This is a genomic window from Paenibacillus jiangxiensis, assembly GCF_046098255.1.
Lineage (GTDB): Bacteria > Bacillota > Bacilli > Paenibacillales > Paenibacillaceae > Paenibacillus > Paenibacillus jiagnxiensis.
Genome location: NZ_JBJURI010000001.1, coordinates 207,580 through 223,126, shown reverse-complemented (window position 1 = coordinate 223,126; position 15,547 = coordinate 207,580). Strand labels below are relative to the sequence as shown.

General features: G+C 52.2%; 12 protein-coding genes and 1 riboswitch. Of the genes, 11 read left to right on the top strand and 1 reads right to left on the bottom strand.

Going from position 1 to position 15,547, the window contains the following annotated elements; translation table 11 throughout:
* Positions 1 to 65: 65 nt before the first annotated feature.
* Both ACI1P2_RS01025 and ACI1P2_RS01020 read left to right on the top strand, forming a co-directional pair.
* The gene (locus ACI1P2_RS01025) at positions 66 to 1,187 is read left to right on the top strand and encodes a type II asparaginase (RefSeq protein ID WP_355316294.1); all 1,122 of its coding nucleotides are present in this window, start codon (positions 66 to 68) and stop codon (positions 1,185 to 1,187) included.
* Positions 1,188 to 1,371: 184 nt separating this feature from the next.
* Positions 1,372 to 3,975: a rhamnogalacturonan lyase gene (locus ACI1P2_RS01020; protein ID WP_355316013.1), complete on the top strand. Its 2,604-nt coding sequence runs from the start codon at positions 1,372 to 1,374 to the stop codon at positions 3,973 to 3,975.
* A 121-nt stretch (positions 3,976 to 4,096) separates the two neighbouring features.
* Here ACI1P2_RS01020 and ACI1P2_RS01015 read toward each other — a convergent pair whose 3' ends face one another.
* Positions 4,097 to 4,537, bottom strand: a complete 441-nt coding sequence (locus tag ACI1P2_RS01015) for a GNAT family N-acetyltransferase (RefSeq protein ID WP_355316012.1) — start codon at positions 4,535 to 4,537, stop codon at positions 4,097 to 4,099.
* A gap of 423 nt (positions 4,538 to 4,960) precedes the next feature.
* Positions 4,961 to 5,155, top strand: a riboswitch (cyclic di-AMP (ydaO/yuaA leader).
* Positions 5,156 to 5,283: 128 nt separating this feature from the next.
* Between ACI1P2_RS01015 and ACI1P2_RS01010 the strand changes: the two genes are divergently transcribed.
* From ACI1P2_RS01010 to ACI1P2_RS00970, 9 genes are all read left to right on the top strand, one after another.
* A complete protein-coding gene (locus tag ACI1P2_RS01010) occupies positions 5,284 to 5,700 on the top strand; it encodes a hypothetical protein (RefSeq protein WP_355316010.1) in 417 nt (138 codons plus the stop codon).
* 96 nt (positions 5,701 to 5,796) lie between these two features.
* Positions 5,797 to 7,539, top strand: a complete 1,743-nt coding sequence (locus tag ACI1P2_RS01005; protein WP_355316009.1) for an ABC transporter ATP-binding protein — start codon at positions 5,797 to 5,799, stop codon at positions 7,537 to 7,539.
* Positions 7,520 to 9,331 carry an ABC transporter ATP-binding protein gene (locus ACI1P2_RS01000; protein WP_355316007.1) on the top strand — a complete coding sequence of 604 codons (1,812 nt, stop codon included), beginning with the start codon at positions 7,520 to 7,522 and terminating at the stop codon, positions 9,329 to 9,331. Before ACI1P2_RS01005 ends, ACI1P2_RS01000 begins: the two co-directional genes overlap by 20 nt.
* A 267-nt stretch (positions 9,332 to 9,598) precedes the next feature.
* On the top strand, positions 9,599 to 11,272 hold the full coding sequence (locus tag ACI1P2_RS00995) for a DEAD/DEAH box helicase family protein (protein WP_355316005.1): 1,674 nt from the start codon (positions 9,599 to 9,601) through the stop codon (positions 11,270 to 11,272).
* Positions 11,273 to 11,388: 116 nt separating this feature from the next.
* Positions 11,389 to 11,829 carry a type II toxin-antitoxin system VapC family toxin gene (locus ACI1P2_RS00990; protein ID WP_355316003.1) on the top strand — a complete coding sequence of 147 codons (441 nt, stop codon included), beginning with the start codon at positions 11,389 to 11,391 and terminating at the stop codon, positions 11,827 to 11,829.
* Positions 11,830 to 12,054: 225 nt separating this feature from the next.
* The gene (locus ACI1P2_RS00985) at positions 12,055 to 12,825 is read left to right on the top strand and encodes an amino acid ABC transporter substrate-binding protein (RefSeq protein ID WP_355316001.1); all 771 of its coding nucleotides are present in this window, start codon (positions 12,055 to 12,057) and stop codon (positions 12,823 to 12,825) included.
* A 129-nt stretch (positions 12,826 to 12,954) separates the two neighbouring features.
* Positions 12,955 to 13,614 carry an amino acid ABC transporter permease gene (locus ACI1P2_RS00980; RefSeq protein ID WP_355315999.1) on the top strand — a complete coding sequence of 220 codons (660 nt, stop codon included), beginning with the start codon at positions 12,955 to 12,957 and terminating at the stop codon, positions 13,612 to 13,614.
* A gap of 15 nt (positions 13,615 to 13,629) precedes the next feature.
* Complete coding sequence (locus tag ACI1P2_RS00975) at positions 13,630 to 14,397, top strand: amino acid ABC transporter ATP-binding protein (RefSeq protein ID WP_355315997.1); 768 nt, start codon at positions 13,630 to 13,632, stop codon at positions 14,395 to 14,397.
* A gap of 74 nt (positions 14,398 to 14,471) precedes the next feature.
* Complete coding sequence (locus ACI1P2_RS00970) at positions 14,472 to 15,416, top strand: nucleoside hydrolase (protein WP_355315996.1); 945 nt, start codon at positions 14,472 to 14,474, stop codon at positions 15,414 to 15,416.
* Positions 15,417 to 15,547 lie beyond the last annotated feature (131 nt).

The window sequence follows — 15,547 nt, the reverse complement described above, 5'->3', positions numbered from 1 at the left end:
TAATGATGAAAACTGATGCATAATAACTACAACGATAAATTGGGGAAGGGGAATTAACAATGAAAATGAAAAAACTGTTCTATATTCCAGTACTGACTGCGGGTCTGCTCGCCAGTACTTTGCTTCCGGCATACGGGCTTACCGGGACGGCCGTGGCTATGGAGGCAAGCGCGGTACCCGCTCAATCCGAGATCAATCCGGCCCTCCCGAATGTGGTTATTTTGGCAACAGGCGGAACGATCGCCGGTTCCTCAGATTCCAATACAGATACAACCGGCTACAAAGCAGGTGCGCTTGGGGTAGAGACGCTAATCAACGCTGTTCCGGAGATGAAGGGGCTTGCCAATATCAGCGGCGAGCAAGTGGCTAACGTTGGCAGTCCGGATGTTGACAACACCATTCTGCTGCAATTGGCCAAACGGATTAATGAACTGCTGGCCAGAGACGATGTGAATGGAATCGTAATTACCCATGGTACGGATACGCTCGAGGAAACGGCTTATTTCCTCAACCTCGTTGTGAAAAGCGACAAACCGGTCGTCGTCGTTGGCGCGATGCGACCGGCAACAGCAATCAGCGCGGACGGACCATTCAACCTGTATAATGCGGTCAAGGTGGCCAGCACGCCTGAAGCCAAGGGCAAAGGGGTTATGATCATGCTGAATGACCGTATTGGCTCCGCAAGATATATTACCAAAACCAATACGACGGCTGTGGACACCTTTAAGTCTGTTGAGCAAGGGTATCTTGGCGCGGTGGTCGGAGACAAGGTGCTGTTCTATAATGAACCGACGCGCAAGCACACCACCGGGTCCGTATTCGATGTATCCGGCCTGACAGAGCTGCCGCAGGTAGATATTTTATATGAATACCAAAACAACGGGCGTTATCTGTATGATGCGGCGGTTACGGCAGGCGCCAAAGGCATTGTAGTTGCGGGCTCCGGCAACGGCTCGCTGTCCAGCGCCTCGTCTGAAGGAGCGGAGGATGCCGGCAAAAAAGGCGTTATTATCGCCCGCTCCACCCGTGTCGGCAGCGGAACGGTGTCCTCCTCAAGCTCGGATCTTGCCGATCATTTTGTGTCAACGGATTCCCTGAATCCGCAAAAAGCCCGCATCCTGTTGATGCTTGCGCTGACTAAGACAAAAGATGCGGCGCAAATACAGTCCTATTTTAACGAGTATTAATTCAAAAATAGCGTTGATCCCTGGTTTCCGCTGCGGAGCCGGGGATTTTCTGTTTTTCTACGGATTAGTAGCGAAAAACCTCTGAAATTTAAACGTGCGGCCTACCAGCACAAAACTATAATAGAGAGGAATTATTTTGAAAGCGCAATCATTTCAACTTGAACAACAGGAAGGGGAGATGAGAATGGGCAAACGTACAAGCAGGAACGCCAGAAAGTGGGCAATCACGGTGTTGGGGGCGGCACTGCTGACCGCAGGAATGCCCGGCGGAGGACCAACCGCATATGCGGAAGGGGAAGTACCGAAGGATCATATGAACGGGGTGCAGCTGGAGTATCTGGACAGAGGTCTGGTGGCGGCCTCCGTGGAAGGCGGGCAATTTCTGAGCTGGCGTCTGCTGGCTGATGAAGTGACCGGTTATTCGCCATCCGGCTTGACCGGGGCTAATTTCAACGTGTACCGGGATGGAGTCCAAATTGCGACCGTAACGGACAGCACCAATTACCTGGACACGGAAGGAACTTCCCAGTCCTTGTACTCGGTTGCGGCGGTTGTATATGGAGATGAGCATGAGCGGAGCGCTGCAGAGAGCGTCTATGGCATGGAACTGGAAAGAAGTGCCGAGGTTCGCCCCTGGAACGGCGCATTTTACGATCTGCCATTGCAAAAGCCAGCCGACGGGGTTACTCCTGCCGGGGAAGCCTACACATACTCTGCCAACGACATGAGTGTGGGCGATACCGACGGGGATGGACAATATGAGTTTTTCGTAAAATGGGACCCCTCCAATTCCAAGGATGTGTCGCAAAAAGGCTACACCGGCAATACTTACATTGATGCCTATGAGCTGGATGGAACCTTAAAATATAGGATCGACCTGGGAGTTAACATCCGTGCCGGCGCGCACTATACGCAGATGCTGGTTTATGATTTTGACGGGGACGGACGGGCAGAGCTTATGTTCAAAACGGCGCCCGGCACCAAAGTCATCAGCTACTATAAAAAAGGGAGACCTGGCAAGGAGCAGTACATTACCATGCCGCGTGAGGACATCCGGGCAGGCTACAGCCATAAGGATGATTACCGGATGAGCAGCGACGATTATTATGAACACGTTGTGGATATGTTCATGAATTGGGACCAGCATGAGGAGGTCCGAAACGGGCATTGGCCGGCGACGCTGGAGGAATGCTTCGGCATCGAACAGCGGTACGAATATCCGCTGTCCCGCGCGGATGCGGAGAAGCTTGCGGACTATTTTATGGATGAATACGCGCCCGCCCGCAGCAGCCGCAACGATCTGCGCACCTTTGAAGGCTTTATTGTTGACGGACCCGAGTATTTAACGGTCTTTGACGGGGATAGCGGGAAAGAGCTGGATACCGTGCGATATGAGCCGGAACGGCATGATGACGGGCTGATGTGGGGAGATTACGCCATGGCCCGGATTGAACCCGGCAACCGGGTGGACCGTTTTCTCGCAGGAGTCGCCTATCTGGACGGGGTTCAGCCATCTGCTATATTGGCACGCGGCTACTACACTCGCTCAACGGTTGCAGCCTACCAGTGGGAGGGCGAGCATCTGCGGAAGCAGTGGCTGGCAGACAGCGGCTGGACGGTCATGAGCAATCCGTTCAATGATGGCCCGCATGGCAGGGATGGCACCGATCCGCAGCTTGGCACGCTAACGACCCAGGGGGCGCACTCCTTGAGCGTGGCGGATGTTGATCAGGACGGCAGGGATGAAATCGTCTATGGCTCGGCCACCCTGGATGATGACGGCAGCCTGCTGTACAGCTCCATGGATGAGATGCCCGAGCAGAGCGCCGCGCCGGGTACGATCGCCCGTCTGGGGCACGGGGACGCGCTGCATGTCACGGATATTGACCCGGACCGGCCGGGACAGGAGATTTTCATGGTCCATGAAGGCGGCACCTACGCTCCTTACGGCTATTCCCTGCGGGATGCGGCCACCGGTGAGGTCATTTATGGCGGATACACCGGCAAGGATACGGGACGCGGTATGGTGGGAGATATTGAGCCGAGGCACAGGGGACTGGAGACCTGGGCGGTCGGCCTGTGGACGGCCGCCGGCGAGCAGCTTAGCAGCAGCATGCCCGGCACCAATATGAACATCAAATGGGCCGCGGATATGACAACGCAAATTGTGAACGGGGCGATTGACGTCACGCCGGTGATCGAAGACTGGAAGCGCGGCGTCCTGCTGACAGCGGATGGAACCTTGACCAACAACTATACCAAAGGCACACCTTCGCTTGTGGCGGATATTTTCGGGGATTGGAGAGAAGAAATGCTTGTCCGCAAGGCGGACAGCTCGGCGATCCGGATTTATTTGAGCACGGAAGTAACGGACCGCAAGCTGTACACGCTTATGCATGATCCGCAGTACCGGACCGGTGTGGCACGGCAAAATACGGCCTACAACCAGCCGTCATATACCAGCTTCTATTTTGCTTCAGACACGGATTGGGCGGAGGTGCCGGTTCCCGTCTTCCATGCGCCCGCCGCGCTGAATGGTCTGCAGACCGCGCTCGATCAGTACCGTGCGGCCAAAGAAGTGAAGGGCGATCTCGCTTCCCGTCTGAACAGCACCCTGAAGCAGGCGCAAAAACAATTGGAGCAAGGGAATACGGGCAAGGCTGCAAGTTTGATGGAGAAGTTCATTTCCCAGATCGGCGGAAACAAAAAGGAGGAGCAGATTTCGCAGCGGGCTGCATGGAGTCTCACCCGGTATGCAAAGTTGTTTATTGGACAAAATGAAAAGTGATGTGAAGCAATAATTTTACGAAACTTTTCGGTCAAAAGATAAACCGCCCAGTAAAGGGCGGTTTAATACAGTCAAGGCTTCAGTTCATGCAGCATAATATTCATAATTGCAATCAGATAAGTTATTCAAAACTATACTTTGCAAGTATTTCCCCCCAAGGAGCTGGTCCCACTTCTCTAAAGCCTGATTTTGTGTATAGCAGTCTGGCTTCTTCATTATCTGGATTGTAGCCAAGCATTATAACCTCAGTTCTGTTATTGCTTTTTCTTATCTCATCAATAACCAGCAACATAGCTTTATAACCATGGCCTTGTCCTTGGAATCTTTCGTCAATCATAAAACGGTAAATCCAGTTGTTCCCATCCTCAGGATCTGGTCCATACATTGTAAATCCAATCATTACATCATCTTTGTAAATCGCCTTTGTTACAAATCCTTCTAAAAATTGCGCCTCTGCAATCGAGTAAAGATTTGCAGCCATAAACCTTTCTTGTTCCGGTTTTGGTTTTAGATAGGCACATTCTTCCCAATTACTCTTGGATATGGTTTGTAATGTAATCAATACTGGACTCCTCCTTGTATTCAGGGGAACCCTGTACGTGCTCCCCTACTTGGAAGACTTTTTCGGCACAGCATCAATTTGACATCGGTAATTTCTCATACCACATCACTCCTTTAAGAAGATGGATCAATTTCATTCGTCATCTTTTTTCGAACTTTGAACTGAGAAGTTCTCGTTAATATTAAACTACTTGCACCTACGATGGTAGTAAAATTCAGTTAGAATACTGAAGCCGTCCAACCGTATTTTCCGATGGTTATAGTGGCTATTAACACTTTTGGTATAGTGGCGCCTTAACAGGCTGCTTTGACAGCCTTTGATTAAAGCAAATTTTTGAAAGAATCGGGAATAACAAGTCTTTACACTATAAGCCGGGCGGGTGTATGATTCAAATCGTAATTTGATTTTTTTTATATGATAATTTTGCTTTTACCGCTGAATTTTCGCACAGAGCGGAAAATGGGGGAACCAAAGCGGCCGACTGATTCCGGCAGGAAAGGCGGAACAGATATGGCTTGCAGGGGTGAATCGCGGAGGAGATTCCAAGGTCTCGGACGCGTAGGGCGACTCTCTCGCCCGAATCCGACAGCTAACCTCATAAGCGTACAGGGAGAGGCAGCAAACCGACTAATATCCAGTCCATGCTTTATTGGCATATGGACCTTGGGAGAAGCCGCGGGAAGCTACTTGGACGCCCTGGCTTCTTTTTTTGTATCTTTGCTGCCCGAATATCGAGGAGGATCTGAATGCAAACCGAGACCATTCTCGTTGTTGCTCCTAACAACGACGGCCGAAAATTTGTGAAGCTGCTGCAGCATCACCATTTGCCCTTTGCGGTTCTGACGAACAGCACCGCAGAAGAGAAGCATTTTGAGAAGCAGGGGGTGGAGCAAATTCTTCGGATCGATACGTCCATGACGGAGAAGTGGGTCATTCCCAAAATGACGGTGGGCTGTATTTTCATATTTGAGAGCAGTCTCAATCTTACCTGCCGCTATCTGCAAATCTGCAGGTCATGGACAGAACGGGAGATTCATGTCATTACCCGGCAGCTGATGCATCCGAGGGGTGTTTACCAGCGGATGGGCGCGGACCATGTGATTTATACCAAGACAGGAGAAGTCGGTTTTATCTTGAACGGACTTAGAGATGGATGCCGGTAATATGTTTGTTACAATGTACGTATTAACGGTGCGGACTAAGCGGCGGGGTCGCTAAAGCTCAGGCTGGACGGCGGACCGTGCTAATCGGAGGGGGATATGGCATACATATTTGCATTTCTGAAAAAGTACCGCCTCGCCTCAATTGTTGCTATTTTCATGATGCTGGTGGAGCTGTCGGTTGAGCTGCTTCAGCCGTGGATCATTTCCAGAATTATCGATGACGGTATTCGGACGGGCAATCTGCAGGCCGTCTGGCTGTGGGGCGGCTTTCTTTTGGCAGGGGCAGCCGTCGCATTTGCCGCCGGCATCATTGGCACATTTTATGCGTCACATGCCAGCCAGGGATTTGCTTATGATTTGCGGAGCAGACTTTACGTGATGGTGCAGTCTTTTTCCTATGCGCTGTTCAGCCGGTTCGCGGTCTCATCGCTGATCACCCGCCTTACTGGCGATGTATCGCAGCTCCAGGATACCATTTTCATGAGCCTTCGCTTTATGTCCCGTGTGCCGCTGCTTGTTTTGGGCAGTGTCATCATGTCGCTCGTGGTCAACGTCAAGCTTGGGCTGCTTCTGACGGTTACTGTTCCTGTACTGCTGGTGTTTCTATACCTTGTAATGAAGAAAGCATCGGCTTTGTTCCGCGGCGTGCAGCGCCGGCTGGACAGCGTCAACGGCTCTATTCAGGAAAATCTGACCGCGATCCGGCTGATTCGGGTATTTGTGCGCATGGGGCATGAAATCGGGCGTTTCTCCCGTCTTAGCGGAGAATTGATGAAGGGCACCGTTCGTGCGCTGCGGCTGACAGAAACGACAATGCCGTTCATTTTGCTGCTGATGAACCTGGCCATTATAGCGGTGCTGTGGAACGGAAGGGTGGATATTGCCGCAGGTGAGGCTTCAGTCGGCGAAGTTGTTGCAGTTGTCAACTATGCGCTAAGGACGATCGGCGCGTTGTCGGCACTGTCCTGGATTGTGGTTACCTATTCCCGTGCCGGAGCATCGGCACAGCGGATTGGTGAGGTGCTGGCAGCGGAAGACAGCGCTTCAGGATATGCGAACAACACGCGAGAAGTGAGGCCCGTTCAGGGACAGGTGGAGTTCCACAACGTTGGGTTCCGTTACTCGGAAGGCAGCGCCCCTGTTCTGGAGGATATTTCATTCCAGGTGCGGCCGGGCGAGCGGGTGGCGATCATGGGGGCGACCGGTTCGGGCAAGTCTTCGCTTGTTCAACTGATTCCCAGGCTGTATGAGGAGACGGAAGGCGTCGTATTGATCGACGGCATGGACGCGAAGCAGCTTGATGTGAGGCAACTGCGGGATGCCATCGGTTATGTGCCGCAGGAGGTGTTGTTGTTCTCGGGAACGATCCGCGAGAATATCGCCTGGGGGGATGAGCGCGCCACACTGGGCGATATCCGCGAAGCGGCACGGCAGGCCCAGCTTCATGAGACGATCGAAGGCCTGCCGAGTGGTTACGATACTGTTCTGGGCCAGCGTGGGATCAATCTGTCCGGAGGACAGAAGCAGCGGCTCTCCATTGCCCGCGCACTCGTACGCAAGCCGTCCATTCTGATACTGGACGACAGCACCAGTGCGCTTGACGTGAAGACCGAAGCGGCTTTGCTGGCCGAATTGGAGGCTCTCTCATGCACGACGTTTCTGATTACACAGAAAATCAGCTCAACGATGTCCGCGGACCTGATTCTGCTGCTGGATGAAGGCTGCCTCATTGCCAAGGGAACACATGAGGAATTGCTTTCCGGTTCAGAATTATACCAACGTATTTATCAGTCACAGTTCGGAGAGGAGGCACTTCAGCATGCTCAAGGCATTCACTGAACCATTCCGGTATCCAAGGCCTGCATCGGCTCGGCGGACAGCCCCCGGTGGCGGCCGGAAGCCTGCGGCCAAAGCGAAGAACTGGTCCGGCACGTTACAGCGGATATGGCATTACCTGGCCCGCCGAAAATTCAAATTGGCGCTTGTTCTGCTGATGGTCTTACTCAGCTCCGGGCTCGCTCTGCTGGGGCCTTATCTCGTGGGCGTGGCCATAGATCATTATCTGGAAGGAGGGCCAAACCGGACATGGATCTGGTTCCTGGCCGGATTGGCTGTTGTGTATGCCCTGTACTCGCTGACCGTCTGGCTGCAAAATGTCTGGATGATTGAGGTGGCGCAAGAGACGGTGTACCGGATGCGCCTCGATTTGTTTTCACACCTGCACAGGCTGCCGATTCCGTTCTTCGGCAAACGCCAGCAAGGAGAAATTATGAGCCGCCTGACCAACGACATTGAGAATGTCAGCTCCACGCTGAACAGCTCGGCCATCCAAATTTTCTCCAGCGTGCTCACGCTGGTGGGGACGGTGGCTGTGATGCTGACGCTGAGTCCTGTGCTGACACTGCTGACTTTTACGGTTGTGCCGCTGATGGCTCTCGGCATGCGCTGGATTACGCGCAGGACAGGCCCGCTCTTTAAGGAAAGGCAGCGAAGATTTGGGGAGTTGAACGGCTTTATCGAGGAGACGCTGTCCGGGCAGCGCATCATTAAAGCATTTTCCCAGGAGCAGCGGGTAATAGGGGAATTCGGTGTTCGTAATGACAGCATCCGGCTGGCAGGCTTCTGGGCGCAGACCATATCCGGCTTTATTCCGAAGCTGATGAACGGGCTGAACAACCTGAGCTTCGCCATAGTTGCAGGCTTTGGCGGTATTCTGGCCATCCGCGGCTCCATTACCGTGGGTGTCATTATTATATTTGTGGAATATGCACGCCAGTTTACCCGTCCCCTAAACGATTTGGCCAACCAATGGAACACGCTGCTGTCTGCTATTGCCGGAGCCGAGCGGGTCTTTGAGGTATTGGATGAGGATGAGGAGGCCAGGGATGAGAGCGCATCCGTATCGCTGGACCATCTTGAGGGTGAGGTTTGCTTCCGTAACGTCTCGTTCTCGTATGAGGAAGACGGGAATACGCTGAAAGAGATCAGCTTCGCGGCCCGTCCCGGAGAAACGATCGCTCTGGTTGGCCCGACCGGTGCAGGCAAAACGACGCTGATTCAGCTGTTGTCCAGATTTTACGATCCCTCCTCCGGAACCATAACGATGGACGGAAGGGACATCACAACCATGCGGCGTGAGAATCTCAGATCCCATATGGCCTTTGTGCTGCAGGATACTTTTCTGTTTGCGGGAACAATTCGCGATAATATCCGCTACGGCAGGCTGGATGCCACGGATGAGGAGGTGGAAGCTGCAGCCAGACTGGCCAATGCTCACTCCTTTATCATGCGTTTGCCGGACGGTTATGATAAGAAACTCGAAACGGGCGGCAGCGGCATCAGCCAGGGACAGAAGCAACTGCTCGCGATTGCCCGCGCCATGCTTGCAGACCCGGTGATCCTGATCCTCGACGAAGCGACCAGCAGCATTGATACCGTCACCGAGGTTAAAATTCAGGAGGGGCTGAACAGGTTGATGAAAGGGCGCACAAGCTTTGTCATTGCCCACCGACTGAACACCATCCGCCGGGCGGATCGAATTCTGGTGCTCAAGGATGGCAGGCTGCTTGAACAGGGCTCTCACGAAGAGCTGCTGTCCAAGGATGGCTTCTACGCCAGTCTGGTTAAATAGGTTATTCAAAAAGTCATCTTTTGATCACGAAGGAAGTCAGGAAGCGGACTCGACATCGAATCTTGAATTTAGCCGGGTGTATGAATTTTCAGGCCGTCAAATTTTTGCACGGCCTTGTTTGCTGCGCTTATTCGCTTAACAAAGAATTGCTGCTGTCCTCTGTTTTTGAGTATTTCAGTTTCTAACGATTTGTTCAGAATCCGTTCAGAACTTCATGTTACTTTGGGATGTAAAAAAGACATTATTACATCCAAAGGAATGATTGAGATGAGTGAACGGAGGCAGCAGACAGCCGAAAGTCATCCGGATTCCATAGATCATCACCTGATCCAGATCACTTCATTGCATCGGCAGCTCAGATTTGTAAAAGACGGTGAATTGAAAAAACAAATGAATTTCGCCGGACGAAGCATAGGGGCAGGGCCAGGCAGCCATCAGCAAAAATACAGGGTATTTGCGGCAGCGAAGGAAGCGGTCAAACGGGTAACGGGACTTGAACTGCATGAGCTTCAGATGACGGCAGGCTGGTGGATGTCCGAGGGGAAAGTTATTCAAATGGCATCCAGCGAAGAAAGACTGCTCGCCTCGGTCCTGACATGTGCATGGCGTGCCCTGCAGGGACGCGGGGTGCATATGATGTCAACGGACAATCAGTCCTCCTGGAGGGATTATAATGTATTATATCCGGTATACACCTTGCTTGGCCTCACTGCGGGCTGCAATCTTGTAGGCGCCTCGACTGAACAGAAGCAGCAGGCTTATCTCACGGATATTACCTTCGGTGATTTCAGGGAGTTTGCAGCGGACTATTTGCACGATCATCTGACCATGAATGCGGGTGAGCGTATGCAGACGTTCAATGCCTGCACGGTCATCGACAACGCCGAGCAAGTGCTGATTCATCATCTTTTAACCCCGATCACTCTTTCGGAACAGGGCGTAGCAGCAGGGCAGACAGCTGCAGGCGCAAATGCGGAAATATCGGTGCACCATTACATGCAGCAGTACGAGAGCATCGCAGGGATGACAGACCGGGCTGCTGGGGAAGATGTCCTTTTACGGCAAGCGTATGGTCTGGACACGGTTATTTTGCCTGCTTCAGATTTGAGAAAAAGGTCTGTGGCGGAGGAAGTCATCAGATATCGCCGGGAGAAGGCTTCCTTCAAAGCCAGTGGAACGGATGGGCAGCCGGCGTCCGGTTCTGCGGAAAGCCTGAGAACGGCGGGTTTGAAATGTTTGGTGAAAAGGGATTCCCGCGGAGAAGAAGTGTTCAGCCGGGAAATAGTCAGACAGCCGAGGACAGCCGAAGAACGCCGCATGCTGATATTGCAGCCTGATGGAGCACGCCTGGAAGAAGAATGGCTATATGTTATGGAAATGGAACGGATTGTGCATACCCACCGGCAGCTCGTGTATGAGCGGCGTGACCAAATGTGGGAGAAGGCCAATATCAAGCATGTAATGAATACCCACGTGTCTGCAACGATCACGGAAACGGATACTGCATATCGGGAGAAAATGCGGGGTTGGCTGTTCACCATCGGGCAGGGCACGCTGGAAGAAGGCCATCCGCTGCTGCAGGGGAATACTTTGGTCGATGAGGAGCTTCAGCAGGCATGGGCGGATATATGGCAAAGTCTGCTGAAGCGTCCGGCGATGAGCAAACATCTCCTGAGCTGGAGCCATAAATATATAAGTTTGCTGGATAAGCAGTGGGCCCGATATATGGAAGGTGTGAAGGAGCTGCGGCTGCAGGCCGGGAATGGTGAAAGCCTCAAGGAAACGATGATTCAAGCATATCATGAGGCATGCTCCGATCTGTTCCTGCAAATTAAAGCCGGGTGGAGAACGGAGTTCACGGACTGGTTTTTGGGCGAAGCGCTGCTTGCCTTTGCGTCCGGAAAACAGGAACAGCCATTGTTCGGCTCAGGAGCTACCTGAACGTGGACAATGACCCGGGTCATAAAATAGTCTGAATTCCCTGGAAAAAGGAGTTCAGACTATTTTATTTTTATTCCTCTCGTCATGGATGGCTACATTCGCAAGGAGCGTACTGAATGGTAACAGCGATTACTCTCCATGGTAATAAGAAAATTGCGTTAGATATTGACTTATTCATTTATGTTTTTGAGCAACATCCTGAATTTGGTGAGAAAGCTAAAGCGATTTTGGAGCAGATAGAAGATGGATTTGTTGCCGCAGTGGCTTCCTCTGTCTCTCTCACCGAGATTTTAGTTAAACCAATACGTGAAGGAAATCTGACTCTGGAAAAGCAATACAAATTGCTTTTTTTCCACTTCCCCAACCTCACCATCTTACCGATCGATAACATGGTCGCCGAGCGAGCTGCCTATCTTCGAGGAAAATACAATATTAAAACACCAGATGCATTGATCGTCGCCACGGGGCTTGTAGCCAATGCGGATTTGTTTATAACGAATGATCAACGACTCGAAATTATCAAAGAAATAAAATGCATATCATTGAGCCAGCTGTAATATAAGTGGAATGACGAGTTCAAATAAGAAAGCTCCCAATCGGCAAATGAGGATTTCCATTCAAGCCGATTGGGAGCTTATTGTTTGTTAACCAGAGGCTTCCCCTCGACGAATCTATCCTATCATGTTAATATAATAGTCTGATAACGTGGTAGCGGACTAAAGCGACTGCCTGCATCAACGGGTGCTTTTGCACTCCGGGGATAAATACGGAGGGGATTATACATGAGAAAAACAGCACTTCTAGTCATTATAGGGGCGGTTCTGCTGGTCCTGGCCGGGTGCTCGGGCACAGGCGGTAAGGATGGGAATACCCTGGTGGTGGGGATTGATGACAAATTCGCCCCCATGGGCTTCAGAGATGAAAACAATGACATCGTTGGCTTTGATATCGATTACGCCAGAGCGGCCGCTGAAAAAATGGGCAAAGAGGTTCAGTTTCAGCCAATCGACTGGTCTTCCAAGGAATCGGAGCTGAACAGCGGACGGATTGATTTGATCTGGAACGGTTACACCATTACAGATGAGCGCAAGGAGAAGGTGCTTTTCACGAAGCCGTACCTTTCCAACAGCCAGGTGGTTGTCGTTCTTGCCGATTCGCCGCTGGCCAAGCTGGAGGATTTGAACGGCAAAGCCGTCGGTCTTCAATCCCTGTCCTCTGCTGCGGACGCGCTGAATGCCAGCCCGCTCAAGGATCAGGTCAAATCTGTAGCGGAATTCAAGGATAACGTGCTTGCACTGACGGATCTCAAGACAGGCCGTTTGGATGCCGTCATTATTGATGAGGTTGTGGCCAAATATTATATGGCAAAGGAACAGGGCGTCTTCAAAATTCTGGACGGCACGCTGGCACCTGAAGAATATGGGGTCGGGGTCAAGAAAGGAAATGAAGAGCTGCTCAAGCAGATGCAGACGGCCATGGACGAGCTGAATGCGGACGGAACGGCCGCGAAGCTGTCCGAGAAATGGTTTGGAGAAGATAAGGTGTTGAAGTAAGAAGGATAACTTTTGTACAGCTGCTTGTTAGAAAAATTCGCTGGAAAACCGGAGAAGTACATTCCGGTTTTCTTTACTTGGAGCCCTGAAATACAGGGTGCCGGTCGCTAAGGGAGTCGAATAGATACAATGGAAACCGATTATATTTTGAGAATTATACAACCGCTGCTGGAGGGCGCCTGGACGACGGTATACACCTTCCTGATCGTTGTCGTGTTGTCCATACCGCTGGGCTTTCTTGTCACTTTAATGGCTAACAGCCGTCTCAAACTGCTGTCGGGGGCGGCGCATTCTTTTATCTATGTCATGAGAGGGACGCCGCTGCTGCTGCAGGTGCTGTTCTTCTGCTTCGGGCTGCCGCAGCTTCCCGTGGTTGGCGAATATCTTGTGCTGGACCGCTTTGTGGCCGCATGCCTCGCCTTTGTGCTGAACTACGCTGCTTATTATGCGGAAATTTTCAGAGGTGGACTGCTCTCTATCGATAAGGGCCAATATGAAGCTGCGCAAGTGCTTGGATTAAGCCGGCTGCAAACGATGACCAAAGTGCTTATCCCCCAGATGATCAGGGTTACACTGCCGGCGCTGGCCAATGAATCGATCACGCTGGTTAAGGATACGGCGCTGCTCTATGCTGTGGCCGTTCCTGAACTGCTGTATTATGCACAAGCCGCGGTGAACCGTGATTTTACCATTACTCCGTTTTTTGCGGCAGGTGTGATTTATTTATTGATGACGCTGCTGCTTACGCTCTTGTTCAGGGCGCTGGAAAGAAGATTCAAATTCGAATAAAAGGACTGTCGTGACATGAATTCGATGATAGAAGTAACCCATTTGCAAAAATCCTTCGGCACGCTGCAGGTATTGAAGGATGTAAGCTTTACTGTTAGGCAGGGGGAGACCATTGCCGTCATCGGCCCTTCCGGCTCGGGCAAGAGCACCATGCTGCGCAGCTTGATTCATCTGGAGGATATCACAGGGGGCAGCATCAGCATCAACGGTGAAGCGCTCGTTTCCGAAGGAAGGTATGCCGGCGCAGCCCGGATCAAGGCCATTACCTCCCGGATGGGGATGGTCTTTCAGCAGTTCAATCTGTTCCCCCATCTGACGGTTCGCGACAATCTGGAGCTTGCTCCACGTGCGCAAAAGCTGGAGGCTGTACAGGAAATCCGCCGCCGAAGCGATATGCTGCTTGCCAAGGTCGGGCTTGCCGATAAGGCGGATGCCTTCCCCTCCAGACTGTCGGGCGGGCAAAAGCAGCGTGTGGCCATCGCCAGAGCGCTCATGCTGAAGCCGGATATTCTACTATTCGACGAGCCGACCTCCGCGCTTGATCCGGAGCTGACAGGCGAGGTGCTGCAGGTGATCAGGCAGCTGGCGGAAGAACGGATGACGATGATCGTTGTCACACATGAAATGAGCTTTGCCAGAGACGTGTCCGACAGGGTATTCTTCATGGATCAGGGGGAGATTGCCGAGGCGGGCACTCCTGCACAATTATTCGGGAATCCGCAGTTGGATCGTACGCGCGCATTTCTGGGCCGGTTTACCGGAACGACGGATGCCGGCAGGTAGCTTCGATGGAATACCGTTGTCCACGGTCCGAATTGGTGTATAATCAGTTGGACAACTGCTGATGGAGGACTAGAATGACGAAACGAATCATACTGGATGTGGACACAGGCATTGATGACGCTCTGGCCATTGGTTATGCGGTGCATTCGCCCGAGCTGGAACTGCTTGGAATCACGACAACGTTCGGGAATATTTCGGTGCCGGAGGCGACCCGCAATTCGCTGGTGCTGCTGGAAAAGCTGAATAAAGAGGTGCCGGTGTACCAGGGAGCGGACAAGCCTTACGCCAGAGAGCTGTTCAAACCCTACTCGAGACATATTCATGGCGAGGACGGCATTGGAGGCTGTCTCGGCGAAAGTCCGCTGCGCTCGGCTGCTGAAGGGCATGCGGCTGATTTTATCATTCAGCAGGCGCGCAAGCATCCACGGGAGCTGACAATGATTGCTGTGGGACCGCTGACGAACCTTGCGCTTGCGCTGGATCGCTGCCCCGAGCTGCCTGAGCTGCTTGACCGTTTGATCATTATGGGCGGTGCGGTCACCGTGCCGGGCAATGTGAAGCCGATGGCCGAAGCGAATATATATGCCGATCCTGAAGCGGCGGAAAAAGTCCTAACCGCGGGCTTTAATCTGACGCTTGTCGGCCTTGATGTGACGATGCAGACGCTGCTTCCGCAGTCCGATGTTGACGCTTGGCGCGGTCAGGGTGAGCTTGCGGAATTTATGGCTAACATGACCGATTTTTATATGCAGGCTTATAAAAATTTCAAGCCAGGCATCGCAGGCTGTGCGCTGCATGATCCGCTCGCTGTAGGTGTGGCGATCGATCCGGGTTTTGTCACAACAAAACCGATGCATATCGCTGTAGATACAGGGGATTCACCTACTGTCGGCCGGACCTATGAAGTGCCCGCTGCCGAGGTTGCCGCCGGGGCCGCCCGTGCGGGCAAGACCATTGATGTGTGTCTTGAAGTTGATGCGGAACGTTTTCTGCAGCATTTTCTGGGCCGCATCCTGTAAATGATATAGAATCCGGTAGGATCATAGTGGAGCCGTCGCTATTTGTTGATTTGCAGCAGAGAGCGGCGGCTTTTTTCTGTTGACAAAGGTGTATCAACTGTATTATTAATAGTAATACAGTTGATACACCT

What these genes read in the sequence shown, in the direction of transcription:
- ACI1P2_RS01025 (WP_355316294.1), top strand. Translation starts at nt 66, where the DNA reads ATGAAAAAACTGTTCTATATTCCAGTACTGACTGCGGGTCTGCTCGCC.
- ACI1P2_RS01020 (WP_355316013.1), top strand. Translation starts at nt 1,372, where the DNA reads ATGGGCAAACGTACAAGCAGGAACGCCAGAAAGTGGGCAATCACGGTG.
- ACI1P2_RS01010 (WP_355316010.1), top strand. Translation starts at nt 5,284, where the DNA reads ATGCAAACCGAGACCATTCTCGTTGTTGCTCCTAACAACGACGGCCGA.
- ACI1P2_RS01005 (WP_355316009.1), top strand. Translation starts at nt 5,797, where the DNA reads ATGGCATACATATTTGCATTTCTGAAAAAGTACCGCCTCGCCTCAATT.
- ACI1P2_RS01000 (WP_355316007.1), top strand. Translation starts at nt 7,520, where the DNA reads ATGCTCAAGGCATTCACTGAACCATTCCGGTATCCAAGGCCTGCATCG.
- ACI1P2_RS00995 (WP_355316005.1), top strand. Translation starts at nt 9,599, where the DNA reads ATGAGTGAACGGAGGCAGCAGACAGCCGAAAGTCATCCGGATTCCATA.
- ACI1P2_RS00990 (WP_355316003.1), top strand. Translation starts at nt 11,389, where the DNA reads ATGGTAACAGCGATTACTCTCCATGGTAATAAGAAAATTGCGTTAGAT.
- ACI1P2_RS00985 (WP_355316001.1), top strand. Translation starts at nt 12,055, where the DNA reads ATGAGAAAAACAGCACTTCTAGTCATTATAGGGGCGGTTCTGCTGGTC.
- ACI1P2_RS00980 (WP_355315999.1), top strand. Translation starts at nt 12,955, where the DNA reads ATGGAAACCGATTATATTTTGAGAATTATACAACCGCTGCTGGAGGGC.
- ACI1P2_RS00975 (WP_355315997.1), top strand. Translation starts at nt 13,630, where the DNA reads ATGAATTCGATGATAGAAGTAACCCATTTGCAAAAATCCTTCGGCACG.
- ACI1P2_RS00970 (WP_355315996.1), top strand. Translation starts at nt 14,472, where the DNA reads ATGACGAAACGAATCATACTGGATGTGGACACAGGCATTGATGACGCT.